Origin of the sequence: Actinomycetospora sp. (assembly GCF_036497585.1) — a bacterium.
Lineage (GTDB): Bacteria > Actinomycetota > Actinomycetes > Mycobacteriales > Pseudonocardiaceae > Actinomycetospora.
This window is the reverse complement of sequence record NZ_DASXJD010000210.1, coordinates 14,803-38,055: the sequence shown is the minus strand read 5'-3', so window position 1 is coordinate 38,055 and position 23,253 is coordinate 14,803. Positions and strand designations below refer to the sequence as shown.

Here is a 23,253-nt window from a genome sequence, read left to right as displayed (position 1 = left end):
CCTCCAGCCGACCCACCAAGCCACCCAGGACGTCTGCCACGACACTTCCCCGCAGCCTAAGTAGGCCCGGACCTTGCCTCGAGGTTGTCCCGCTCTTCGTAGAACTTCGGTGGCGGCCCGATGATCAGGCTGCGGTCTCGGGTGCTCGAAGGCTCAACTCCCTCAGCCAGTCACTCGCTCGCTTTGTGAAGCCGGTTTGGTGGCTGGACGGGGATGGATCAGCGCGGCCTCGGCAAGTTGCTCTCCCCCGCGCGGTGAGGTCGAAGAACGCAGGGCCGGTGCGGTAAGCGCTTAACCGGGTGGGGCATTTGAAGGCCCTCTATCCCCTATCCCACGAGCCGGTCCGGGCGCATCCGCAGCGCCTGGCGCACCAGGTCGCGCAGCAGCACCGTGCCCGCGCCCTCCACGTTCGCCGGTCGGGAGACCAGCCGGACCACGTGCGGGTGGGCCGGGCGCAGCTCCTCGGCGTCCTCCACGACGACGATCCGCTCCGCGGCGGGGACCCGCGCGAGCAGCGCCGAGAGCACCGTCGTCTTCCCCGACCCGGTGCCACCCACCACGAGGAACGCCAGCCGTGCGGCGACCACCGCCTCGAGCAGCGCCCGCCCGGCGGCGTCGACGGTGCCGCCGGCCTCCAGGGCGTCGAGGTCGTGCCGGGCCGGGCGCAGCACCCGCAGCGAGACGCAGGTGCCGTCCGCGGCCACCGGCGGCAGCACCGCGTGCAGCCGCACGCCGCTGCCCGGCAGCCGCGCGTCGACGTAGGGGCTGGCGTCGTCGAGCCGGCGGCCCGCCGCCGAGGCGAGGCGCTGGGCCAGGCGGCGGACCGCGTCCTCGTCGGCGAAGGCCACCGCGGCGCGCTCCAGCCCCGCGCCGCGGTCGACCCACACCGCGTCCGGGGCGATGACGAGCACGTCCGAGGTCGCCGGGTCCCGCAGCAACGGCTCCAACGGGCCCGCCCCGACGAACTCCCGCTGCAGGGCGCGCACCGCGGCCAGCACGTCCGCGTCCCCGACCACCCCACGTGCCTCCGCCCGGACCGCGGCCGCGAGCTCGGCCACCCCCGCCTCGCCGCCCGCGCCCGCCAGCCGCGTGCGCACCCGTTCCACCAGGTCACCGGGCTCGGCCCCCGCCTCCACCACCGCCACCACCCCACTCCCGACGCCGACGACATAGACGCTGCCGGAGCCGGCCCCCGAACCCCGAGCCCGAGCTCGCGGCCTGGGGACAACCCGGGCCTCCGGTGCCGCTGGGGACGGACCGCTGGGCCGGACGGACCACCACCCGAGCCGGGGCACGACGACGACCCGGCCCGCCGAGGAGCGACGGACCGGGTCGCGGGTCACGAGGTCGTCAGGCCGCCGCGGGCCGGCCTCCCCGCCGGACCTCGACCGCGTCGAGCACGGCCGCCGCCGCCCGTGCCAGCGGCCCGCGACGCACGCCGGGCACCGCACCGCGATCCAGGGCGGCCGCCAGCCCCGGCTCGGCCTCGATCGACACCAGCACCTCGAGGCCGAGGGCCTCGGCCACGTCCTCGCCGACGAGGCCACCGGGCGAGGGCCCCCGGACGACGACCGCCACCGTCGCGCCACGCTCGCCGAGCCGACGGGCCACCCGCGACGCGGCCGCCGTCGCGCGGACCTCGGCGGGCACCACGAGCACCGTCAGGTCGGACACGTCGAGCACCGCGACGGCCGCATCGGTGAGGTGGCGCGGCAGGTCGCACACCACGGTGTCGCCCGCGCGACGGCCCGCCTCCACCACCGCGAGCGCGGCGTCGGGCGCGGGGCCGGGGCCGTGCCGGTCGCACGAGAGCACCGTCAGCGCCGGCTCCCCGTGCTCGGCCGCGGGCAGCGCCTCGTGCAGCGACGACGCGGCGACCCGTCCACCCCCGAGCGCGAGGCCCGGCCAGCGCAGGCCCTCGACCTGCTCCGCGCCGACGACGAGGTCCAGCCCGCCGCCGAGCGGGTCGCAGTCCACGAGCAGCACCCGGGCGCCGTCGTCGTGGGCCCGCACCGCCACCGCCGCCGCCAGGACCGAGGCGCCCGCCCCACCGCGCCCGCCAATCACCGACACGATCCGGCCGTCGCCGGTGCGGCCCTCCTCCTCGACGGTCTCGGAGAGTGCCGAGACCAGCCAGTCCTCGCCCTCGGGCAGCGACACCACGTGCTCCGCGCCGACCGCGACCGCCCGTTCCCAGACGCTGCCGGGCGGCTCACCCCGGCACAGCACCACCACGCCGTCGCGACGCCCCCAGCCGCACGCCGGCCACCGCGCGCGCCGCGGCCTCGTCGAGCAGCACCATCGCCGCACCCGGCCATCGCCGCCGCAGCGCGGCCGCGTCGGGCACCCGCTCCAGTTCGCACCCCGCCGCAGCGGCGACGCGGACCACCTCGTCGAGCAGGTCCTCGTCGTCGCACCACACCGTCACCCGTCGTCCGTCCACGGGCGGGAGCTTCGCGCCGGCGACCGCGCGACCGGAAACCTCGACGGACGCCCATGGGGACGAACGGGCCCGGCGGTGCCGGTGGGGACGGCGCGGTGGGCCGAACGGCCTCAGCCCGCGGCGTCCGCGATCCCCGTGGCCTCCTTAGCGCCGGTCCGCCACGCGGTGGTGCAGTGCGAGAACCACTGCGCGAGGCCCTCGTGGGTGCCGGACGCGAACGCCTGGGCGGCCGCGCGGTACTCGCTGCCGGCACGCAGGTGGCCGACCTCGGGGACGACGAGGCCCTTGGGGTCCAACCCGGTGGAGATCGCGGTGAGCCGGGCGGCCGCGCGGGCGACGACGCCGTTCGCGACCAGGAACGGCGAGAGCGCCAGCAGCTCGCCGTGCACCACGCCGACGAGCACCGGCGCCGGCACCGACGTCCCGCCGACGACGAGGCCGGCGAGCGCGTCGAGCCGCGCGGAGACCCACGCGCCGGGACGGGGCCGGCCGAGGTCGGACTCGGGCGCGCGATCGGTCGCGGCGAGGACGTGCAGGCGCGCGAGGGCCTGCAACGGGGCCCGCCGCCAGGTCGGGAGGAGCCCACCGAGCGCCTCGGCGACCCGCAGCGCTCCGGCCAGCGTCGGGTCGGTGACCGGACCGTCCTCGGGGAGGTCCGGGCTCCCGCCGTCGAGCGCGGCCGAGGCGCGGGCCGCGCGGACGGTCGCCTCGGCGGCGGTCGTCGGCCAGCCCCGGCGGTTGGTGCGATGGGCGTGGACGGCCTCCACGTGGCGCCGGACCGAGTCGGCGCCCTCGGCGACCCCCGGCAGGTCGAGCAGCGGCGCGAGCGGATCGGTGGTCGCGGCGGTCATGGCGACATCGTCCCAGGCGGTTCGACGCGCCCCGGAGTGGAGAACCCGATACCTGGTGTCAGCGAAAGGGCCACCGCCGACGCCACAGCCCGCTCGACACCACGAGGAGACTGGAACCATGGACGGGTACGACGACGCTACCGGGGACCTGTGGGTCTCCGACGACGTCGTGCTGCCCGCGAACGCCCTGACCTGGCGGTTCTCCCGCTCCTCGGGTCCGGGCGGGCAGGGCGTCAACACCGCCGACTCGCGGGTGGAGCTGCTCGTCGACCTGGCCGGGGCGCCGGGCCTGCCCGACGACGTCCGGGATCGGCTCCTCGCGCGGGTACCGCGGCTGGTCGGGGGGCACGTGCTGCACGTCACGGCCTCGGAGCACCGCTCGCAGCGCCGCAACCGCGAGGCCGCCCGGCGGCGGGCCGCGGCGCTGCTCCGTGAGGCGCTCCTCCCCGACCCACCCGCACGTCAGGCCCGTCGCCCGAGCCGTGGTGCGCGGCTGCGACGAATGGAGGACAAGCGCCATCGATCGCAGCGCAAGGCGTTGCGTCGATCGCCCGCCGAGTGACACCTCCGAGGTCCGAGGACTGAGGTCGGACTTGATCGGGAAGACACGGCCCGACCAGTCGTGTCACGGCTCGGCCCCGCCGTGGCCGTGGCACCATGTCCCCCCTCTCGCCCCGACCCCTGCCAGGAGGGCCCGTGACCTCGCCGTCGTCATCCGGAGGACCACCCGTGGTCCCCTCGATCCCGCTCAACGCCGAGCCGGCGCGCACCAACGGTGAGGCCTCCGTTGGGACGCTGGTCAAGGAGGTGACCACGCACGTCTCCACGCTGGTGCGCGCGGAGGTCGAGCTGGCCAAGCAGGAGGTCACGGCCGAGGTCAAGAAGGGGGTGCAGGGCAGCATCTTCTTCGTGCTGGCGGCGGTGATCGCGCTGTTCAGCCTCTTCTACTTCTTCTTCGCCGTCGCCGAGGCCTTCAACCTCATCTGGCCGACCCAGCAGTGGGCCGGCTACGCGGTGACCTTCGGGATCATGATCATCATGGCGGGCGTCGCCGGACTCCTCGGCTACCTCAAGGTCCGCAAGATCCGGCCGCCGGAGCGGACCATCGAGACGGCCCGCGAGTCGGTCGAGGCGCTGCGCCGCGGCCGGTCGGACGCCGCGGCGTCGACCTCCTGAGCGAGCTCGGCGAGGACGACCCGGCGGCGCTGCCGGGACCGTGGCGGCACCGGGCGGTGTCCGCCAACGGCATCCGGCTGCACGTCGCGGAGTGCGGTGAGGCGGCGCGGGGCGGCGAGCCGGTGGTGCTGCTGCACGGGTTCCCGGAGTTCTGGTGGTCCTGGCGCCACCAGCTCACGGCGCTCGGCGCGGCCGGCCACCACGTCGTCGCCCCCGACCTGCGGGGCTACTGCGGCTCCGACCGGCCTCCGCGCGGCTACGACCTGTGGACCCTGGCCGGCGACGTGGCAGGGCTCGTCCGGGCGCTCGGTGCCCGGCGCGTCACGCTCGTCGGCGCCGGGTGGGGCGGGGCGATCGCCTGGACGGTCGCCGCGCTGCACCCGCGGGCGGTGGCCCGCCTCGTCGTCGTCGGGACGCCGCACCCCCTGGCGCTGCGACAAGCGGTGCGCCGCCGCCCCTGGCGCCACGCGGCCGCGCTGCGCGACGTGGCCTTCTTCCAGCTCCCCCGCCTGCCCGAGCGCTCGCTGCGCCGCGACGGCGGGGCGCGGGCCGGTGAGCTCCTCGCCGCGGGGGCCGGACCCGGCTGGACCGACGCGCCCGAGTTCGAGCGGGTCGCGGCACGGCACGCGGCCGCGATCCTCACCCCGCGGACCTCGCACTGCGCGCTCGAGTACTTCCGCTGGGCGGTGCGTTCCCAGGGACGTCCCGACGGCCGGCGGTTCGCCCGCGCAATCGACCGGCGGGTCGACGTCCCGGTCCTGACGCTGCACGGCGACGCCGACCCCTGGCTGCCGGCCGCGGTGGCCCGCGCGTCAGCCCGCTGGGCGGACGACCACGAGTTCCTGACGGTGCCCGGCGCGGGTCACTTCCCGCACCAGGAGGCCCCGCGCCACGTCACCCAGGTGCTCCTCCGGAGCCTGTGAGCACTTTCCGGGGTCATAGCCCCGGAAAGTGCTCACGTGGCCGAAGGCCACCTATGCCGCGCAGCTGCCCGTCGACACCCGGCTCGTCGCGCTCGGCGCCGCGTTGAGCGCCGCCCGCACCTGGTCCGCGGTGAGCACGAAGCCGGTGTCGCCCTGGTCGACCGCCGCGCCGAACACCACGCCGATGACCTGGCCCTGCGGGTTCACCAGTGGCCCGCCCGAGTTCCCCGACCGCACCGAGCCGCGGATCGTGTAGACGTCGCGGGTCACCGTCGAGGAGTCGTAGATGTCCGGCCCGCGGAGCTGGATGCGCTGCCGGATCTTCGCCGCCGACGAGGTGAAGGGACCGTCGAGCGGATAGCCGAGCGCGACCGCGTTGTCCCCGGTCTGCGCGCCGGAGAAGTTGAACGGCAGCGTCCGCGCCTCGAGGCCCGGCACCGCGAGCACCGCGACGTCGACCTGCTCGTCGTAGTACACGACCCGTGCCGCCTCGGTGTCCGAGCCGCCCCCGGGCTGCGGCACCTCCACCGACACCTCGCTGGTCCCCGCGACGACGTGGGCATTCGTCATCACCCGCTCGTTGCCGATGACGAAGCCGGTGCCCTCGAGCGCCCGCGAGCACGACGGCGCCCGCCCACGGATCTTCAGGACGCTCGACCGGGCCCGCTGGACCACCGGGTCCCGCACGAGCTGCGGATTGGGGGCGGGCACCTCGGCCACCGGCGTGGACGAGAACGGCGAGAGCACGTCGGGGAAGCCGGACGCGTCGAACATCGACCGCAGTTCGTTGGGCAGCGCCCGGATCGGCGTCGGCATCACGGCGTCGACGGTCTGGAGCACCGCGGAGCTCTTCAGCGCCGAGGACAGGGCGACGTTCGACGACGTCGCGAGCGGCAGCGCGATGAGCCACGCGACGACGAGCGCGGTGATCGCCTGCAGGATCGCGCCGAACGTCGAGTCCACGGTGCGGACGGCGTTGAGGCGCATGCGGTCCCGCAGCGCACGACCGAGGTAGACCCCGAGCGTCTCGCCGAGCGCGACCAGCGCGATGACGATGAGGACGCTGACGACGACGCGGCTGGTGTCGCCCTGGAAGAGCCCGACCACCAACGGCGCGATCTTGAGCCCGAGCAGCGCGCCGCCGATGACGCCCAGGAAGGACAGCGCGGCCACCGCGAGCCCGTGCCGCCAGCCCGAGATGGCCGCGGCGATCGCGAGCAGCACGACGACGATGTCGACCCAGCTCATCGGATCGCGTCTCCCTCACGGCGGCGTGCCGCCTCGTTGTCAGGACGGCGGGCCGTCAGGTCGTCTCGACGCCGGGCCCACGCCTCGCCGAGGTCGCGGACGTCCGAGGTGTCCCAGGGGATCGTCCACCCTGCGAGGTCGAGAACCCAGGACAGGACGAGTGCCGTGAACCCCCAGACGAGCAGACCGCGCACCGCGAAGGCGGGCCCGAGGTAACCGCTGGGGGATGTGACGGTGAACCGGCGGGCCGGATCGGTGAGCTCGGCGAGCGGGACACGCACGACGGCGGCGGTCTCACCCGGGTCGACGACGTGGACCGGGGTGGGCCGGGCCCAGTGGGCGACGACGGGCGTCACCGCGAAGCCGGTCACCGGGATCGTCAGCGGCGGCAGCGTCGCGAGCGGGACGACGCCGGCCGGGTCGGCCCCGGTCTCCTCCTGCGTCTCGCGCAGCGCGGCGCGGACCCGGGCGTCGAGCCCCTCGCCATCGTCGGGCTCCAGCCCGCCGCCGGGGAACGCGGCCTGGCCCGCGTGGTCGCGCAGCTCGCCGGCGCGCTCGGTGAGCAGCACGTCGGGCCCGTCGCCGGACTCCCCGAAGAGCAGCAGCACCGCCGCCTCGCGGGCGGGGTCCGCCGAGGACCGGCGTCGCAGCGGCACGTCGTCGTCGGTGGCCCGCCCGCACCCGTCCACGAGCGGCGCGAGCCACGGCGGCGCCTCCCGCGGGCGCAGCAGCGTGCTCACCCGGCCGCCTTCGCGAGCGCGGTGTCCACCGCGCTGCGCACCTGCGCCGGGGTGGCGAACACCTGCGCGGGCACCGGGACCACCGAACCGTCGGGACGGACCACGACGCTCGCCGGGAGCACCGGCGCGGCCCCGAGCCGGCGCGCGACCGTCTGACCGGGGTCGGACACCGAGGGGTAGTGCACCGCGAGCTGGGAGAGCAGCGCGAGGGCGTCGGCGGGGTCGTCGGCGACGTCGACGCCGAGCACGGCCGCCGCGCCGGGCTCGGCCGCGTAGGCGGTGATGGCCGGGATCTCCTCGCGGCACGGCCCGCACCACGAGGCCCACAGGTTGACCAGCGTGGTCCGGCCGGGGAGCGCCGCGGCGAGGTCGACCCGGCCGGGGCCCCCGAGGCAGTCGAGGGTGAGCCCGGCGAGCGGGGCCGGTGCGGGGCTCGCGCCCACGGCCGGCGTCGGGCAGGGCTGCAGCGCCGCGCGGGTCCGGGCCTCAGCGAGCTCGGAGGGGTCGCTGCGCGTGGTGGGCGCGGCACTGGGCACGGGTTGCGGGGCGGCGCCGCCGTCCGTGTCGCGCGGCCACAGGGCGATGACCCCGATCACCACCAGGACCACCACGAGCAGGGTCGATCCGACCTCGGTGCGCGTCACCGCTCGAGACCGACGAGGGCCAGGAGGTGATCGGCCTCCGGGCCCTTCACGAGCTTGGCGGCCTTCTGCGGGTCGGTCTCGCCGATCCCGGCCGACGGGCAGTCCTTCGCGAGCGAGCAGGCACCGCACGCCGGCTTCTTCGCGTGGCAGACGCGCCGCCCATGGAAGATCACGCGGTGGGACAGCATCGTCCAGTCCTTGCGCTCGATGAGCGTCCCGACCTGCTTCTCCACCTCCACCGGGTCCTCGGAGTCGGTCCAGGCCCAGCGGCGGGTGAGCCGGCCGAAGTGGGTGTCGACGGTGATCCCGGGGACGCCGAACGCGTTGCCGAGCACGACGTTGGCGGTCTTGCGCCCGACGCCGGGCAAGGTGACGAGATCCTCGAGCCGCCCCGGCACCTCACCGTCGAACTTCTCCACCAGGGCCTGGCCCAGCGAGATCACCGAGTTCGTCTTCGCCCGGTAGAAGCCCGTCGGGCGGAGGATCTCCTCCATCTCGACGCGGTCGGCGCCTGCGTAGGAGGCCGCCTCCGGGTAGCGCGCGAAGAGCGCCGGCGTCACGCGGTTGACGGTCACGTCGGTGGTCTGCGCGGACAGAACGGTCGCCACGAGCAGCTCGAGCGGCGTGGTGAAGTCGAGCTCGCAGTGCGCGTCGGTGTGGGCGGCGGCGAGGGCCCGGTGCATGCGCCGGGCCCGCCGCACGAGGCCGAGCCGGGTCTCGCCCGGCTTCGCCGTCGTGGCGCCGGGCGTACGCGGCGGCGTGGTGGGAGCCCCCGAGGTCATCCGACCAGGGTAGTGAACGGACCGAGCGGGGCGACGGGGCATGGGGGCGACCCCGACACGCCGGGACGACCCCGGTGCTCGACCCCTCCCCCGGGTGCGGGAGCATCTCCCGCACCATGACCGCCTGGATCGCCGTCCTCATCCCCCTGCTCATCATGGTCTTCGCCCTGGGCATGGAGCGCCTGGAGACGAGACTGCGCGCCGGTACCGTCCGTGAGGACGAGGTCGAGGACTTCCTCGAGCGGGCGCGCCCCGACGAGGTCAAGGCGCTGTTCCGCCAGGGGATCGGCGGAGCCCTGCAGATGTTCCGGCTGCGCAACCTCGGCAAGCGTCACGGCGGGACGAAGGGTGGCCGCGGCTCCGCGGCATCCTCCCGGAGCACGACGGGCGTCTGACGCTCACCCAGCGGCGTCATCTCTCGTGAGTAGGCTCCTCCGATCGAGGGACGCAACTCGCGACCGACGACCACGCCAGATAGACCCGGGGATCGCGTCGGCCGCGTGCGGCGTGATCATGGCGCTGTACACGACTAGACTTGAGCGAGACGTGACCGGTGACACAGCGCGCACCGGGGCCCAGGTCCCGGGGTGAGCGGGGTCGGACGAGTCGGCGAGGAGCGGACGGTGGACGAGGTACTGGCCCGCGCGGGGATCTTCCAAGGCGTGGATCCGGCCGCGGTCGAGGTGTTGACGGAATCTCTCGACCGGGTCGAGTTCCCCCGTGGCACCGTCATCTTCAACGAGGGCGAACCGGGCGACCGGCTGTTCATCGTCCAGAGCGGCAAGGTCAAGATCGGGCGCCGATCTCCGGATGGCCGCGAGAACCTGCTGTCGATCTTCGGCCCCTCCGACATGTTCGGTGAGCTGTCGATCTTCGACCCGGGGCCCCGCACCTCGACGGCGACCTGCGTCACCGACGTGCGCGCCTACTCGATGGACCGCACGGCGCTCAAGGAGTGGATCTCGCAGCGCCCGGAGATCGCCGAGCAGCTGCTGCGCGTGGTCGCCCGCCGGCTGCGGCGGACCAACAACCTGCTGGCCGACCTGATCTTCACCGACGTGCCCGGCCGCGTCGCGAAGGCGCTGCTGCAGCTGGCCCAGCGATTCGGGTCGCAGGAGGCCGGGCTGCTGCGGGTGACGCACGACCTCACCCAGGAGGAGATCGCCCAGCTCGTCGGCGCCTCCCGGGAGACGGTGAACAAGGCCCTGGCCGACTTCGCCGCCCGCGGCTGGCTGCGCCTCGAGGGCAAGAGCGTTCTCATCCTCGAGCCGGACCGCCTGGCCCGCCGAGCCCGATAGCGGTCGGCGGGATCGGCCCCCGGCGACCGGCCCCCGGCCCCCGGCCCCGCCCCCGCCCGTGACAGCAACGGCACGTTCCTGGCGTTCGACGCGCGGACGGCGCCATTCACCCACCGGCCGGCCCGCGCGCTCCGTGGGTGAACGGCGCCGCTCTGGCGTCAGGTGCCAGGAACGTGCCGTTGCTGCCGAGCGGGGTCAGCCGTGCTCGCGCAGGTACTCCAGCTGGGCGGCCACCGAGATGTCCGCGGCCGGCCAGAGCGACTCGTCGACGTCCGCGTAGACGATCTCGACGACCTGCCGCGGTGTCGCGGAGCCCCCGAGCCGACGCAGCGCCTCACGCACCTGCCCGAGGCGCTGCTCGCGGTGGGCGAGGTAGTCGCGGGCGATCTGCGGGGCGTCCCCGAGGTCCGGCCCGTGGCCCGGGAGGAGTGTCGTCCCCGCCGGCAGCGCGGCGAGCCGGTCCAGGGAGGCGAGGTAGTCCCCGAGGGCACCGTGGTGGTCACCGAGCACGGTCGTGCCCCGGCCCAGCACGGTGTCGCCGGTGAGCACGCTGCCGTCGCCGTCGACGACGAAGCACAACGAGTCGGTGGTGTGCCCGGGGGTCGCCACCACCCGGATGTCGAGCCCGGCCGCGCCCACGGCCTCGTCGGGACCGAGCCCCTCCGCGCCCAGGCTGAGCTGCGGATCGAGCGCCCGCACCGGCGCCCCGGTGCGCTCGGAGAACGTCCGGGCCGCCTCGCTGTGGTCGAGGTGGTGGTGGGTGAGCAGGATCAGCTCGACGGGACCCTGCTCGGCCAGCCGGTCGAGGTGGTGGGCGTGGTCCGGTCCGGGGTCGACGACGACGCACCCGCGCTGCCCGGGCGCGCGCAGCACCCAGCTGTTGGTGCCGTCGAGCGTCATCCCGGACGGGTTCTCCGCGAGCACCACCCCGGCGGCCGACGTGACGGAGCGCAGCGTGCCGTAGGCCGGATGCGCGGACGGCGAGATCTCCGACGAGTCGGTCACGCCCGGACCCTACGGCGCGCGATCAGCCCGCGTCGTCTCCTCGCCCGGGCGGCAGGCCGTGCCCGTTGACCCGGCCGTCGGGCGGTCCGGGGCGCGGTCCCGGCGCCGGGGGCTGCGGGGCCGGTCCGCGACGGGCGGGCCCGGCGAACGGGTCGGCGCCCTCGGCACGCTCGCGCTGGGCGAGCTCCTCGTGCAGCCGGGCGAGCAGTTCGCGCTCCCGGTCCGAGAGCTGGGCGACGGAGTCGTCGAAGTCCGGCGCCCACGACGCCGTGGGGTCCGGTTCGGGGGGCCGGCCCGGGGTCCCCGCGGACCACCCGACCCCGTCCGCGGCCGCCCACGGCGGCGCCACGTCCTCGCTGGGCTCGCCAGGCCGGCGGGGCCCCGGGCCACCCACCGCGGGCCCGACCGGTCCCGGCGCCGGCGGACCGCCGGCGGGGCGCCCGGCCCGGGGCGGACCGATGACCTGGGAGCCGCCCGGCGGGGGCGGCGTCACTCCGGGGCCGGCCCAGGCGACGGGCCCGGTGGCGGGCTCGTCGTCAGGCGGGGGCACGGCCGGGTCGTGACGATGGCCGTTGGTGCCGAGCGTGACCGCGTCATCGCCCGCGGGCCCGGCCTCCGGGCCGTGCCGGTGCCCTTTGGTCCCGAACGTCACCGGCTCCTGCCCGACCTCGACCGGTGAGGCGAAGAGCGTCTCCGGGCCCAGCGCGGAGTCCCCCGCGACGGGGCCGCCGGGCCAGGCCGGCCCCGGCCCGGCCCCGAAGCGCGCGTCGTGCCCGAACCGGGGCACGTCGGGGTCGGGGACGCTGTCGCCGTCACGGGCCCGGCTGTGGCGGGCGCGCAGGATCTGCGCGTCGCCCGGGTCCGTCGCGAGGGGCTCGTCGAGGGTGTCCGGGTCCGGCGTCTCGTCCGCGGCGGCCGAGGCGTCGGCGGACGGGTCGAGCGAGGGCAGCGTGTGCCCGTTGGTGTGCGGCCGGGGCCGGGGCGAGCGGAGCGACGTCGTGCCCGAGTCGTTCGCCGCGGGCCGTCCATGCCGTCCGCTCGGCGCCTCGTCGTCGGGGTCCGGGTCGCCGGCCGGAGCGTGGTCCTCCGGCTCCAGGAGGGTGGGTTCGAGCGACTCCGCGGGTAGGGCCGCCGAGAAGTCCTCCGGTGACGGCCGCGCCCACAGCGCGGCGATCCGGCGCGCGGTCGAGGAGAGGTCGTCGTCGATCGAGGTCTCCGGCGGCGGGTCCGCGACGGGCTCGTCGGCCTCGTCGTCAGTGGCGGCGCCGGTGTCAGTGGCGGCGCCGGCGTCAGTGGCGGCGACGACGTCAGTGGCGGCGACGACGTCGGTGTCGGCGACGACGGCGGCCGCCGCCGACTCCCGGGGCGGGGCGGCCTCGGCCGGACCGTCCGGGTCCCGGCGGTCGGGCTCGGCCGGCGGTCGCGGGGCGGTGTGGGCGGTCCCCGCGTCGGCGACGGTGCGCCAGGTCTCGTCGTCGTCGCCGGCCGGGAACCGCGGCACGGCGGCCCCCGCACCGCCCGCGGCCGGGCGCCGGGGCGCCGCGGCCTCCTCGGCGAGGAGCGGCTGCGCCGCCGCGAGCGCATCGCGGTGGTAGGCCGGCAGGACGGCGCCGGCCGCGAACACCTCGACCGAGGTGTCGTCGAGGGCCCGCGCCGCGTGGGCGAGGTGGTGCACGACGTGGTCGCAGTCGTCCGGGCCCTCGGTCTCCACCAGGACCACGCGGTGCGGCACGGGGCCGGGCGCGGAGCCCGACGGCGTGACCCGCCAGCTCTCGCGGACCGCCACCACGCCCGGGAGCCGGCGCGCGGCCCGGGCGAGCGGGAGTCCGGGCGCGCGGTCGGGGGTGGTCGCGACGAAACGGTGCACCGAGCGGTCGAGCGCGCCGGTGTCGGTGGGCAGCAGGCCCAGCAGCTCCGAGTCGACCCGCGCGGCCGTGAACCACGGGCGCAGGACCGCGCGCTCCTCCCCGGTGACCCCGACGCCGCCGGCCAGCAGGCATCCGCCGAGCAGCTCGGCCGCCTCGGCGTCGTCCTCGGCCGCGACCATCTCGCGGACCGAGGTCAGGGCGTCGTCGTCGAGACGTCCGGCGAGGCCGAGCAGGACGTCGTGGAGGCGCCCCGGCGGGGCGCCGTCGCCGGGGCCGGGCGGTGCGGTGCGCGAGTCGGCCGCGGCAGGCCCCGCCGTCGTCGTCCCGTCCGGGGCCGGTGCGTCGGCTGCTTCGGCGCGCTCGTCGCGGACCACCGGCCGGGCGTCCCCCTCGGCCACCTCGTCAGGGACGGCGGCAGCAGGGACTGCGAGCTCCTCGACGTCGGGCACGTCGGCCACGGAGGACTCGACGGCCAGCGCCACCGGGTCCGCCGGGGACGGGGCGGGCGCGGGCACGGCAGCCGTCCCCTCGGGAGCCGAGGACGTGGAGATCGGGGACGGCGCCGCCGTCATCCCGTCGACGGCGCGACGACGCTGCTCGGCGACCCGCCGCCAGGCGGCCAGGGCCACCGGGTCACGTCCCCGCTCGCCGCCGCGCGGGCGCGGCGCGGGCGGACGTGGGCCGTCGGGCTGCTGGGGTCCGGGCTCAGCCATGGCGCACCAGTTCTGCTCGCGACGCGACGCCCGTCCGTGGGCCCGGGAGACCGGGTCCGTGCTCCGGGACGGGGGCGGACACCGAGGCCGGGGCCCCGGCGCGCCAGAGCACCTCGGAGGCGGCGAGCGCCGCGCGGTGGTAGGAGGTCGTGACGGTGCCGGCGCCGATCACCTCGACCCCGGGCACGGTGTCGCCGTGCGCCCGCAGGGCCCGCTGCACCGCCCCGGTGAGGGCTGGCAGGTCGCCCGCGGCGCTCACGAGCACGACGCGCACGGGGTCGCCCGGCTCGCCCTGACCGGCGGTGCGCCAGGCGCGGCGCACCTCACCGACCTCGCCGACGGTCGGGAGCAGCGCCCGCAGGACCAGGTCGGCGGCGTCCCACCCGGACCCGCCGGGCTCGGCGAACGTCGCGGCGGGCTCCGGGGCGTGGTCGGCGTGCAGCACCGCGTCGACCAGACGCACGGGCCCGTGCCAACCCGTCACCGCGTCGCGCAGCAGGGCCCGCTCGGTCTCGGTGACCCCGACCCGGTGGCGCAGCAGCGTGCGCGGGACCGCGGTGCGCAGGGCGGTGAGGGCGTCGGCGGCGAGCCAGTCGCGCAGCCGCCACAACGGCCGGTCGGGCAGGCGTCCGGCGAGCGCGACGAGGAGGTCGTGGCAGGCGCGCTCGACGCCGCCGGGCCGTGCGTCACCGGTGCCGCGGGGCCCGTCGGGCCGATCCGCCCCCGCCGGCGCGCCGTCGATCCCGGCGGCCTCGAGGCCGGCACCCGTGCTCGTCACGTCCGTCTCCCTCCGCCACGGGCGTCGTCCTCCCGCGGGCCACTGGAAAGCTCACGCCAGGTCGACGACGACCTCAACCTCGACCGGGGAGCCCAGCGGCAGCGCCGCCACCCCGATCGCCGAGCGGGCGTGTTCGCCCGCCGAGCCGAAGACCTCGCCCATGAGCTCGGAGGCCCCGTTCACCACCTGGGGCTGGCCGCCGAACCCCGGCGCCGAGGCGACGAAGCCGACGATCTTGGCCACGGACACCACCGCGTCCAGCCCGACGACGGCGTCGATCGCGGCCAGCGCGTTCAGCGCGGCGATGCGGGCGTAGGCGTTGGCGTCGTCGACCGAGACCTCGGCGCCGACCAGCCCGGTCGCGGGCAGCTCGCCGCCGACGAGGGGCAGCTGGCCGGATGTCCACACCTGGGTGCCGACCTTCTTGGCCGGCACGTACACGCCCTTCGGCGCCGGCACCGGGGGCAGCTCGACCCCGAGCTCCGCGAGCCGCGCCCGGGGCGAGGTCGGCGACGTCACTGCAGGGGCCGCTTGAGGTAGGCGACGTGCTGTTCGCCCGTGGGGCCGGGCAGGACCGTGACGAGCTCCCAGCCGTCCGCGCCCCATTGGTCGAGGATCTGCTTCGTCGCGTGGGTCAGCAGCGGGACGGTCGCGTACTCCCAGGTCTGGGCACTCATGACGCCCGAGGGTAGATGTCGCTCCCGGACGGCCCGGTCGCGCCCCGGACGCGTGCGTACCTCTCACACCTGCGGCGACGTCCTGCGCACGCTCGGTGACCCGTCGAGGGAGCGCGGTGTGACCGAGCCCCTCCGGCCGGGGCCGACGGGCGCGATCCGGCGGTCCTACGCTGGTCGCCGTGAGCAACCAGCGCCGCCCGGGCAGTGTCGGCGTCCTCGACCACGGCGGCGTCGAACGCTGGCCGGAGTCCCTCGCCTCGGCCCGGCTCCACGTCGTGACGGGCAAGGGCGGCACCGGCAAGACGACCCTCGCTGCCGCCCTCGCCCTCGCTCTCGCGGCCGACGGCGGGCGCACCCTGCTCGTCGAGGTCGAGGGCCGTCAGGGGATCGCGCAGCTCTTCGACACCCCGCCGCTGCCCTACGCCGAGCAGCGGATCGCGGTGGCCCCCGACGGCGGCGAGGTCCGTGGCCTCGCCGTCGACGCCGAGGAAGCGCTGCTCGAGTACCTCGAGATGTTCTACAACCTGGGGCTCGCCGGGCGGACGCTGCGCCGCATGGGCGCGGTGGAGTTCGCGACGACGCTCGCCCCGGGCCTGCGCGACGTGCTGCTCACCGGGAAGGTCAAGGAGTGCGTCGGGCGCACCGTCGGCGACGACCGCGGCGGGTCCCGGCGGTCCGGCTCGCGGCAGCCGCTCTACGACGCGGTGGTCCTCGACGCCCCGCCCACGGGCCGCGTCGTGAAGTTCCTCGACGTCACCAAGGCCATGGGCACGCTCGCCCGGACCGGACCGATCCGCACCCAGAGCGAGGGGGTCGTGGCGCTGCTGCACTCCCCGCAGACCGTGGTGCACGTCGTGAGCCAGTTGGAGGACCTGCCGGTCCAGGAGACGCTCGACACCGTCGAGGAGCTCACCGCCGCCCACCTGCCGCCGGGGGCGGTCATGGTGAACCGGGTCCGGCCCGCGCGGTTGCCGGCCGCCGGCGGGGCGGTCGACGAGGGCGGGCTGCGCGCCGGGCTCGAGGCCGCCGGGCTCTTCCTCAAGGACGAGGAGATGGACGGGCTGCTGTCCGAGGTCGACGAGCACCGGCGCCGGCTCGCGGTCGAGTCGGGCGTCCGGTCACGGCTCGACGAGGCCGGGCTGCCTCAGCTCGAACTGCCCGAGCTCGCCGACGGGGTCGACCTCGGCGGGCTGTACGAGCTCGCCGAGCTCCTGCGCGAGCAGGGGGTGCGCCGTGGCCGCTGACCCGACCGGGGAGGCGCCCACCGGCCGCGCCCGCCGCCCCCGCCACCTCGACCTGGACGCGCTCATCGACGACCTCGCGACCCGCACGATCGTCTGCTGCGGCTCCGGTGGCGTCGGGAAGACGACGACGGCGGCCGCGCTCGCCCTGCGCGCCGCGGCCCGCGGCCGGAAGGTCGTGGTCCTGACGATCGACCCGGCCCGCCGTCTCGCGCAGTCGATGGGGCTCGAGGAGCTCGACAACGAGCCGCGGCCGGTGCCCGGCGCCGTCCCGGAGGGCTCGGTCGCTGAGGGCCCGGGCGGCGCGGCGGGCTCGGGCGGCGAGCTGCAGGCGATGATGCTCGACATGCGCCGGACCTTCGACGAGATGGTCTTGGGCCACACCACGCCCGACCGGGCGCAGGCGATCTTCGACAACCCCTTCTACCAGACGATCTCCACGTCCTTCTCCGGGACGCAGGAGTACATGGCGATGGAGAAGCTGGGGCAGCTCGCCGCCACCGGCCGGTGGGACCTGATCATCGTCGACACCCCGCCGTCGCGGTCGGCGCTGGACTTCCTCGACGCGCCCCAGCGGCTCTCGTCGTTCCTCGACGGCCGCATGATCCGGCTGCTCTCGGCACCTGCGCGCGCCGGCGGTTCCGCGCTGCGCAAGCTCGTCGGCTCGACGTTCAACCTGTTCGCGAAGGCCGTGTCCACGATCCTGGGCGGGCAGATGCTGGCGGACGCCTCGGCGTTCGTGCAGGCCTTCGACACCCTCTTCGGCGGCTTCCAGGAGCGGGCGAACGCCACCTACCAGTTGCTGCGCGCTCCGGGCACGGCGTTCCTGGTGGTGGCCTCGCCCGAGCCGGACGCGCTGCGCGAGGCGTCCAACTTCGTCGAGCGGCTGGGCACCGAGAAGATGCCGCTGGCGGGCATGGTCCTCAACCGGACCCACCCGGTGCACGCGACCCTGTCCGGCGCGCGGGCGCGGGAGGGTGCGGAGACCCTCGAGGCGGCCCGTGGGGACGCGACGACGGCGGCCGTGCTGCGCCTGCACGCCGACCGCGTGGAGACGGCCGAGCGGGAACGCCGGGTGCTCGCGCGGTTCACGCGGGCGCACCCGAACGTGCCGATCGTCGACGTCCCGGCGATGGCGACCGACGTCCACGACCTCGACGGCCTGCGCGCCATCGGGGAGCTGCTGGCCTCCTGATCCCGGCAGGCCCGATGGCCTTGTCGCGGGGAATCGCGGTCCGGCCCCGAGCTTGTCGTCGTGGATCACCAGGATGAGGCGAGGGGGCCGGCGCTGGAAGCCACGACGGGACGCCTGCCCCGGGCAGGGCTCGACCCGACCGCGCCGAGCCCCCGCCCCGGGGAACGGATCAGCCGGCCCGGCGGTCCCGCCGCGGCCGCTCGGGCGCCTCGTCGTCGCCACCCGCTGCCGGCCGGCGGGTGGGCTCCGCGGCCGGCTGCGGCGCCGGTTCCTGCGGCCGCAGCGCCGCACGGCGAGCGGCCTCGAGGAGCGCGGACCAGGACACGACGTCCGGCCGGCGCTTGAGCAGCGCGCGCCGCTCCCGCTCGGTCATGCCGCCCCACACCCCGAAGCGGATGCGGTTGTCCAGGGCGTGTGCGAGGCACTCGGTGCGCACCGGACACGCCTTGCACACCTCCCGCACGTCCCGCTGCCGCGCACCCTGGACGAACAGGGTGTCGGGGTCCTCGTCACGGCAGCGCGCCCGGTGGCGCCAGTTGCGCGTGGCCGTCGTCCGTCGCGAATCGTCGTTCACGTCATCCCGCCCTCGTGTGGCCCCATGGCTCCGGGGTCCGCGCCCGCCCCGCCGGTGCGCATCCCCCGGCACGCCCGGCCCTGCGCGGCCGCGCGTTCCGCCCGTTCACGGGGTTCGACGCACTCTAGGAGCGGACGGTTCCACCGACAAAGGCCCGAAACGGATCCGTCACCCGGAGATCTGCGTCGGTTGCGGGACGGCGCGCCCGAGGAGGGCGATCCGGACGACACGGGCATGAACCTCACGTGGTGCCAGTAACGTGGACCCCGATGACCGAGGGAACGAACCGGACCGGCGGCGAGGCCGGACGCGGGGCCGCCGGACGTCGGCGACGCTTCGGGCCGGCCGCGCGGCTGCTGGGCCTCTGCCTGGTCGCGGGGCTGCTGGTGGCGGGCGTGACGTTCCCGCTGATCGGCGGCGTCGGGCTCGTCAGCAACGACGCGAGCGACACGGTGAGCGCCACGTCGTCGGATCTGGCGGCCGGCCAGCTCCCGCTGGTCACCACGGTCACCGACCGGGCCGGCGCCCCGCTGGCGTACCTCTACGACCAGAACCGCCAGCCGACGCCGGCCGCGCAGATCGCGCCGACGATGAAGGCGGCGATCGTCGCGATCGAGGACCGCCGCTTCTACGAGCACGACGGCGTGGACTGGACCGGGACGCTGCGCGCGCTCGTGACGAACCAGAGCGCGGGGTCCACCCAGCAGGGCGCATCCACCCTCACCCAGCAGTACATCAAGAACTACCAGCTCTACGTGACCGCGCGGAGCCAGTCCGAGCGGCTTAAGGCCACCGAGGCGACCTACGCCCGCAAGCTGCGCGAGGTCCGCGTCGCGCTGCAGCTCGAGCGTGAGCTCGCCGTCGGGCGGACCAAGGTCGAGGCCAAGGACGAGATCCTCCAGCGCTACCTCAACATCGTCTTCCTGGGGAACAACTCCTACGGCATCGGCGCCGCCTCCCGGACGTACTTCAACACCACGCCCGACCGGCTGACGATCCCGCAGGCCGCGCTGCTCGCCGGGATGGTGCAGTCGACCGCGGCGTTCGACCCGGTGGCGCATCCGCAGGCCGCGACCGGGCGGCGCAACGAGGTCATCAACCAGATGGCCATCCAGGGCATGATCACCCAGGCCCAGGCGCAGGAGGCCGCGGCGAGCCCGCTCGGCGTCGTCAGCCCGCTGGCCACCCCGGCCAACGGCTGCATCGGCGCGGGCGACGCGGCGTTCTTCTGCAAGTACGTCGTCGACTACCTGGGGCAGGCCGGCATCTCGGCCGAGCAGCTCAACCGCGCCGGCTACACGATCCGCACGACGCTGGACCGCAACGCGCTGAACGCGATGGCCACCGCGCTGCGCGGCGAGGTCCCCGCGCGGCAGCGCAACGTCGCCGACGTCATGGCCGCGGTGACCCCGGGAGCGGACCGCCACGAGGTGCTCGCCATGGGGTCGAACCGGGTGTTCGGCGTCGACGGCTCGGCCCTGCAGACCAGCTACGGGCTGCCCTGGGAACCGGTGAACCTCGGCGCCGGCTCGGTCTACAAGATCTTCACGGCCGCCACCGCGCTCGACAAGGGCCTCGGCATCGACTACCGGATGGACATCCCGCCGGACGGCTACGCGTCCCCGATCTACCGCGACGGCTCGGGCAACCCGTTCCCCGTCCGCAACGCCGGCTCCTACGCCCCGGTGCTGTCGATGACCGACGCGCTCGCGCAGTCGCCGAACACCGGCTTCGTCAAGCTGATGGAGTACACCGGTGTCGCGCCGGTGGTCGACATGGCGGTGAAGCTCGGCATGCGCTCGCTGGCCGAGCCCCAGGGCGCGGGCGGCAAGTCGATCGCCGAGATCGCCAAGGAGCAGAACCAGGGCTCGTTCACCCTCGGCGTCACGCCCACCAGCGTCCTCGAGCTCTCCAACGTCGGCGCCACCCTGGGGTCGCGCGGACGGTGGTGCCCGCCGACACCGATCCTCGGCATCACCGACGCCTCGGGCACCGCGGTCCCGGTCACCGAGCAGCCCTGCGAGCAGGTCGTCCCCCCGACACTCGCCGACACGCTGATGACCGGCCTCTCCAAGGACGACCAGGCCGGCGGCACGTCCGCGGCGGCAGCCGGCGAGAGCGGCTGGAACCGGCCGCTCGCCGCGAAGACCGGCACAACCCAGCAGAACAAGTCCGCGGCCTTCCTCGGGTTCACCCCCGGCATCGCGGGAGCGGTCATCACCTTCGACGACTCGTCGTCGCCCCGCCCGCTCTGCGACGGCGGCGGCGACTCGCCGCCGTATCCGTGCGGCAGCGGGAACATCTTCGGCGGCAAGACGCCGGCGCGGACCTGGTACCGGACGATGATGCCGCTGCTCGCGGCGACGCCGGCCCAGCCGCTGCCGTCGACCGACCCGCGCTACGTGGCCGGTGGGACGAACGAGCAGATCCCCGACGTCGTGGGACAGCAGGCCGACGAGGCGCAGGCCGACCTCGAGGGCGCGGGCTTCGCGGTGGCCCGGACGACGGTGAACAACCGCGCCGCCGCCGGTACCGTGGTCGGGCAGTCACCCCGCGGGTCCGCGCTGCCCGACCAGGTCGTCACACTGCAGGTCGCCAGCGGCACCGTGCCCGCACCGCCCCCGCCACCGGGTGCCGTGGCGGCACCGGCGCTCGCCCCGGCACCCTCGACGGTGGGAGCAGGAGGCAGCGGTGGCTGATCGCCCGGTGGCACCCGACACGACGCGAGGACTCGTCCGGGGGCTGACACGGGCGGTCGCCGCGGGCGCCGTCGCCGGCGCGCTCGGGGTGGGCTACGCATCCGTCGTCGAGCGGCACTGGTTCACGCTGCGTCGCGCCACGCTTCCCGTCCTGTCCCCCGGGTCCCGCCCGCTGCGGGTGCTGCACGTCTCCGATCTGCACCTGCGGCCGGGGCAGCGCACCGAGGAGCGCTTCGTGGCCGGGCTGGCGGAGCTGGAGCCCGACCTCGTCGTCGACACCGGCGACAACCTCTCCCACCCGAGGGCCGTGCCGATGGTGCTGCAGGCCTTGGGGAGGCTGCTCGACCGCCCGGGCGTGTTCGTGTTCGGCAGCAACGACTACCACGGGCCGAAGCCCAAGAATCCGGCCGACTACCTCTTCCGCCCGCAGCACCGCATCCTCGGCCCAGAGCTGCCCTGGCGGGACCTGCGGGCGGCGTTCGTCGAGCGCGGTTGGCACGACGCCACGCACACCCGCCTGGAGCTCACCATCGCGGGGCAGCGGATCGCGGTGGCCGGGGTCGACGACCCGCACATCGGCCACGACGACTACGACCACATCGCCGGCCCCGCCGACCCCGACCCCACCCCCGACGACGGCGAGGGCGGCCGCTCGGCCGCCGGGCCCGACCCGGCCCCCGCGCTGCGGCTGGGCCTGACCCATTCGCCGGAGCCGCGGGTGCTCGACGCGTTCGCCGCCGACGGCTACGACCTGGTGCTCGCCGGCCACACCCACGGCGGCCAGTTGCGCGTGCCGGGGTACGGCGCCGTCGTGACGAACTGCGGCGTCGACCGGTCCCGTGCCCGCGGCGCCTCCCGGTGGGGCTCGCGCATGCGGCTCCACGTCTCCGCCGGGCTCGGGACGTCCCCGTACGCCCCGCTCAGGTTCGGCTGCCGACCCGAGGCGAGCCTGCTCGAACTCGTGCCCCGGGAGGTCACGGCGACGGGTACGGCGGCCGGGCGCGGCGCCTCGGCGAGCCCCCGGCCCCCGTCCAGCGCCGCCGGGACCACCAGGTAGGCTCGATCCCAGAGCAAGCGAGGTCGCTCGACTGCTCGGGGTGTGGCGCAGCTTGGTAGCGCGCCTCGTTCGGGACGAGGAGGCCGTGGGTTCGAATCCCGCCACCCCGACCACGAGGCCCCGGTCCCCACGGACCGGGGCCTTCGTCGTCTCCGGGGTCCGGTCGACCCGAAAGGCCCTGTCCGCGACCGCGTGTGCCGTCCGCCCCCGAACGAGTGACAGATCACCGCCCGGTAACGGTCGCGCAGTGCCCCGCGATAGCCCCGATGGGTGACGCTCGACCCGGGCGTCGGCACCGAGAACGGACGACGGGGACGAGATGGGCAACCACCGGACACCGGACGGAGTCACGCACCGCAGCGCGGTGCCGGACTCGGCCGCCCGGACGTCGAGCACCGTCGCGCTCGCGCCGCGCGCGACCCCCCTCTGGACCTACGGCGCCGCGCCGGCCGCCCCCGCGGTGATCCCGTCGCCGCGCACCGCGACCCCGCCACCCTTCCCCCGCATCGCCGACCTCCCGGCCGACGTCACGGCACCGGCCCGCCCGGCCACCACCTCCCGCGCGCTGCCGCCCGTGCCGCCGACGGCCCTGACCGCCCGCACCGCGGCGACGACGTTCGTCCCGCCGCAGGCCGGGCCGGCACGGCACTCCCCCGCCCGCCCGTGGACCGCTCCTGTCACGCCGGCCCCGGACCCGTCCCCGGCCCCGGACGACCCCGACGCCGCCCGCCGCAGCGGCCCGGACGACATCGCCGCCCGCGCCACCACCACCCTCATCCCCAGCTCGCCCGGTGCCCGCCGGTCCCGGTCCGGCCCGGTGTTCGTCGACGGCAGCGGGCGTCGGGCGCGTGCCTTCAAGGGCGTCGCCGCGGCGGCCGCGGCGCTGGCCGCGGGCTACGTCGGCGTCGTGGTGACCGGCGCGCTGGCCGGCTCCACCGGGCCGGCCGCGGTCCCGATGGCCTCGGGCGCCTCGCTGGCCCCGGCGACGCCCGCGATCGCGCCAACGCCCGTGCTCGCCCCGGTGCCGTTCACCGTCGAGCCGGCGGAGGTCACGACGACGAAGCCGGCCCGCGCCACCACCCCGAAGAAGACCGCCCCGCGCGCCACCCCGAAGAAGGTCGCGCCGAAGCTCGTCGCGCCGCCCGCCCCGGTGGTGCCGGTACCCGTCGCCCCGGTCGTCCCGGCCCCGCCCGCCCCCGTGGTGCCGCCGGCCCCGGCCGCGCCCACCCCGAAGGGCACCGGGCAGACCGGGAAGACCGACCAGGGCACCGTGCCGGGCAACCAGGGGACCGCGACGGCGCCGACCGCGGCGCCCAGGACGATCACGACGTGAGCGGGGGC

23 protein-coding genes, 1 tRNA gene and 1 pseudogene are annotated in these 23,253 nt (G+C 76.0%); 11 read left to right on the top strand and 14 right to left on the bottom strand.

Translation table 11 applies throughout. The annotated features are described in order from the left end of the window. Positions 1-332: 332 nt before the first annotated feature. The 4 genes and pseudogenes from VGH76_RS21035 to VGH76_RS21020 form a co-directional block, all read right to left on the bottom strand. Positions 333-1,136 (bottom strand): annotated as a pseudogene (locus VGH76_RS21035) (ATPase, T2SS/T4P/T4SS family); the annotation flags it as partial. 214 nt (positions 1,137-1,350) lie between these two features. Beyond that, a complete protein-coding gene (ssd, locus tag VGH76_RS21030; protein ID WP_331558668.1) occupies positions 1,351-2,235 on the bottom strand; it encodes a septum site-determining protein Ssd in 885 nt (294 codons plus the stop codon). Beyond that, the gene (locus VGH76_RS21025; RefSeq protein ID WP_331558667.1) at positions 2,213-2,443 is read right to left on the bottom strand and encodes a hypothetical protein; all 231 of its coding nucleotides are present in this window, start codon (positions 2,441-2,443) and stop codon (positions 2,213-2,215) included. The genes ssd and VGH76_RS21025 overlap by 23 nt, the downstream gene beginning before the upstream one ends. Positions 2,444-2,553: 110 nt before the next feature. Continuing rightward, a complete protein-coding gene (locus VGH76_RS21020) occupies positions 2,554-3,294 on the bottom strand; it encodes an oxidoreductase (protein WP_331558666.1) in 741 nt (246 codons plus the stop codon). A gap of 118 nt (positions 3,295-3,412) precedes the next feature. Between VGH76_RS21020 and arfB the strand changes: the two genes are divergently transcribed. From arfB to VGH76_RS21005, 3 genes are all read left to right on the top strand, one after another. Further along, on the top strand, positions 3,413-3,856 hold the full coding sequence (arfB, locus tag VGH76_RS21015; protein WP_331558665.1) for an alternative ribosome rescue aminoacyl-tRNA hydrolase ArfB: 444 nt from the start codon (positions 3,413-3,415) through the stop codon (positions 3,854-3,856). Positions 3,857-4,023: 167 nt separating this feature from the next. Continuing rightward, entirely contained in the window at positions 4,024-4,470 is a 447-nt protein-coding gene (locus tag VGH76_RS21010; protein ID WP_331558664.1) for a phage holin family protein, read from the top strand. A 56-nt stretch (positions 4,471-4,526) separates the two neighbouring features. Next, a complete protein-coding gene (locus VGH76_RS21005) occupies positions 4,527-5,393 on the top strand; it encodes an alpha/beta hydrolase (RefSeq protein WP_331558663.1) in 867 nt (288 codons plus the stop codon). 51 nt (positions 5,394-5,444) lie between these two features. Here the strand turns inward: VGH76_RS21005 and VGH76_RS21000 are convergent, their stop codons facing one another. Genes VGH76_RS21000 through nth form a run of 4 tightly spaced genes read right to left on the bottom strand, consistent with a single transcriptional unit; the run spans position 5,445 to position 8,807 of the window. Beyond that, positions 5,445-6,641 carry a MarP family serine protease gene (locus tag VGH76_RS21000; RefSeq protein ID WP_331558662.1) on the bottom strand — a complete coding sequence of 399 codons (1,197 nt, stop codon included), beginning with the start codon at positions 6,639-6,641 and terminating at the stop codon, positions 5,445-5,447. Beyond that, complete coding sequence (locus tag VGH76_RS20995; RefSeq protein ID WP_331558661.1) at positions 6,638-7,381, bottom strand: CoA pyrophosphatase; 744 nt, start codon at positions 7,379-7,381, stop codon at positions 6,638-6,640. The genes VGH76_RS21000 and VGH76_RS20995 overlap by 4 nt, the downstream gene beginning before the upstream one ends. Next, a complete protein-coding gene (locus VGH76_RS20990; RefSeq protein WP_331558660.1) occupies positions 7,378-8,025 on the bottom strand; it encodes a TlpA disulfide reductase family protein in 648 nt (215 codons plus the stop codon). Before VGH76_RS20990 ends, VGH76_RS20995 begins: the two co-directional genes overlap by 4 nt. Beyond that, positions 8,022-8,807 carry an endonuclease III gene (gene nth, locus VGH76_RS20985; RefSeq protein WP_331558659.1) on the bottom strand — a complete coding sequence of 262 codons (786 nt, stop codon included), beginning with the start codon at positions 8,805-8,807 and terminating at the stop codon, positions 8,022-8,024. Before nth ends, VGH76_RS20990 begins: the two co-directional genes overlap by 4 nt. 116 nt (positions 8,808-8,923) lie before the next feature. On the opposite strand from nth, the gene VGH76_RS20980 reads away from it, so the two are divergent. Together VGH76_RS20980 and VGH76_RS20975 are read left to right on the top strand one after the other, a co-directional pair. Next, positions 8,924-9,202, top strand: coding sequence for a hypothetical protein (locus VGH76_RS20980; protein WP_331558658.1), 279 nt, complete (start codon positions 8,924-8,926; stop codon positions 9,200-9,202). Between the two features lie 228 nt (positions 9,203-9,430). Continuing rightward, complete coding sequence (locus VGH76_RS20975; protein WP_169185569.1) at positions 9,431-10,105, top strand: Crp/Fnr family transcriptional regulator; 675 nt, start codon at positions 9,431-9,433, stop codon at positions 10,103-10,105. A gap of 195 nt (positions 10,106-10,300) precedes the next feature. Here the strand turns inward: VGH76_RS20975 and VGH76_RS20970 are convergent, their stop codons facing one another. From VGH76_RS20970 to VGH76_RS20950, 5 genes are read right to left on the bottom strand one after another with little or no spacing between them, the layout of a single operon-like run. Further along, complete coding sequence (locus tag VGH76_RS20970; RefSeq protein ID WP_331558657.1) at positions 10,301-11,110, bottom strand: MBL fold metallo-hydrolase; 810 nt, start codon at positions 11,108-11,110, stop codon at positions 10,301-10,303. 22 nt (positions 11,111-11,132) lie between these two features. Then, a complete protein-coding gene (locus VGH76_RS20965; RefSeq protein ID WP_331558656.1) occupies positions 11,133-13,691 on the bottom strand; it encodes a hypothetical protein in 2,559 nt (852 codons plus the stop codon). Continuing rightward, positions 13,684-14,469, bottom strand: a complete 786-nt coding sequence (locus VGH76_RS20960; protein ID WP_331558655.1) for a hypothetical protein — start codon at positions 14,467-14,469, stop codon at positions 13,684-13,686. The genes VGH76_RS20965 and VGH76_RS20960 overlap by 8 nt, the downstream gene beginning before the upstream one ends. A gap of 51 nt (positions 14,470-14,520) precedes the next feature. Continuing rightward, complete coding sequence (locus VGH76_RS20955; RefSeq protein WP_331558654.1) at positions 14,521-14,988, bottom strand: RidA family protein; 468 nt, start codon at positions 14,986-14,988, stop codon at positions 14,521-14,523. Further along, positions 14,985-15,146 carry a DUF4177 domain-containing protein gene (locus VGH76_RS20950; protein WP_169185566.1) on the bottom strand — a complete coding sequence of 54 codons (162 nt, stop codon included), beginning with the start codon at positions 15,144-15,146 and terminating at the stop codon, positions 14,985-14,987. The genes VGH76_RS20955 and VGH76_RS20950 overlap by 4 nt, the downstream gene beginning before the upstream one ends. A gap of 179 nt (positions 15,147-15,325) precedes the next feature. Between VGH76_RS20950 and VGH76_RS20945 the strand changes: the two genes are divergently transcribed. Beyond that, positions 15,326-16,390, top strand: coding sequence for an ArsA-related P-loop ATPase (locus VGH76_RS20945; RefSeq protein WP_331558653.1), 1,065 nt, complete (start codon positions 15,326-15,328; stop codon positions 16,388-16,390). Then, positions 16,380-17,582 carry an ArsA family ATPase gene (locus VGH76_RS20940; RefSeq protein ID WP_331558652.1) on the top strand — a complete coding sequence of 401 codons (1,203 nt, stop codon included), beginning with the start codon at positions 16,380-16,382 and terminating at the stop codon, positions 17,580-17,582. Before VGH76_RS20945 ends, VGH76_RS20940 begins: the two co-directional genes overlap by 11 nt. A 169-nt stretch (positions 17,583-17,751) precedes the next feature. Here the strand turns inward: VGH76_RS20940 and VGH76_RS20935 are convergent, their stop codons facing one another. Beyond that, positions 17,752-18,156: a WhiB family transcriptional regulator gene (locus VGH76_RS20935; RefSeq protein WP_331558651.1), complete on the bottom strand. Its 405-nt coding sequence runs from the start codon at positions 18,154-18,156 to the stop codon at positions 17,752-17,754. Positions 18,157-18,425: 269 nt separating this feature from the next. Here VGH76_RS20935 and VGH76_RS20930 point away from each other — a divergent pair, with 269 nt between their 5' ends. The 4 genes from VGH76_RS20930 to VGH76_RS20915 all read left to right on the top strand — a co-directional run bounded on the left by VGH76_RS20930 (position 18,426) and on the right by VGH76_RS20915 (position 23,245). After that, the gene (locus VGH76_RS20930) at positions 18,426-20,855 is read left to right on the top strand and encodes a penicillin-binding protein (protein WP_331558650.1); all 2,430 of its coding nucleotides are present in this window, start codon (positions 18,426-18,428) and stop codon (positions 20,853-20,855) included. Continuing rightward, the gene (locus VGH76_RS20925; protein ID WP_414637770.1) at positions 20,848-21,912 is read left to right on the top strand and encodes a metallophosphoesterase; all 1,065 of its coding nucleotides are present in this window, start codon (positions 20,848-20,850) and stop codon (positions 21,910-21,912) included. Before VGH76_RS20930 ends, VGH76_RS20925 begins: the two co-directional genes overlap by 8 nt. Positions 21,913-21,948: 36 nt before the next feature. Beyond that, positions 21,949-22,025 (top strand) — tRNA-Pro (locus VGH76_RS20920). 251 nt (positions 22,026-22,276) lie between these two features. Then, positions 22,277-23,245 carry a hypothetical protein gene (locus VGH76_RS20915; RefSeq protein WP_331558649.1) on the top strand — a complete coding sequence of 323 codons (969 nt, stop codon included), beginning with the start codon at positions 22,277-22,279 and terminating at the stop codon, positions 23,243-23,245. Positions 23,246-23,253 lie beyond the last annotated feature (8 nt).

What these genes read in the sequence shown, in the direction of transcription:
- VGH76_RS20930 (WP_331558650.1), top strand. Translation starts at nt 18,426, where the DNA reads ATGACCGAGGGAACGAACCGGACCGGCGGCGAGGCCGGACGCGGGGCC.
- VGH76_RS20950 (WP_169185566.1), bottom strand. Translation starts at nt 15,146, where the DNA reads ATGAGTGCCCAGACCTGGGAGTACGCGACCGTCCCGCTGCTGACCCAC.
- arfB (WP_331558665.1), top strand. Translation starts at nt 3,413, where the DNA reads ATGGACGGGTACGACGACGCTACCGGGGACCTGTGGGTCTCCGACGAC.
- VGH76_RS21000 (WP_331558662.1), bottom strand. Translation starts at nt 6,641, where the DNA reads ATGAGCTGGGTCGACATCGTCGTCGTGCTGCTCGCGATCGCCGCGGCC.
- VGH76_RS21020 (WP_331558666.1), bottom strand. Translation starts at nt 3,294, where the DNA reads ATGACCGCCGCGACCACCGATCCGCTCGCGCCGCTGCTCGACCTGCCG.
- nth (WP_331558659.1), bottom strand. Translation starts at nt 8,807, where the DNA reads ATGACCTCGGGGGCTCCCACCACGCCGCCGCGTACGCCCGGCGCCACG.
- VGH76_RS20980 (WP_331558658.1), top strand. Translation starts at nt 8,924, where the DNA reads ATGACCGCCTGGATCGCCGTCCTCATCCCCCTGCTCATCATGGTCTTC.
- VGH76_RS20965 (WP_331558656.1), bottom strand. Translation starts at nt 13,691, where the DNA reads ATGGCTGAGCCCGGACCCCAGCAGCCCGACGGCCCACGTCCGCCCGCG.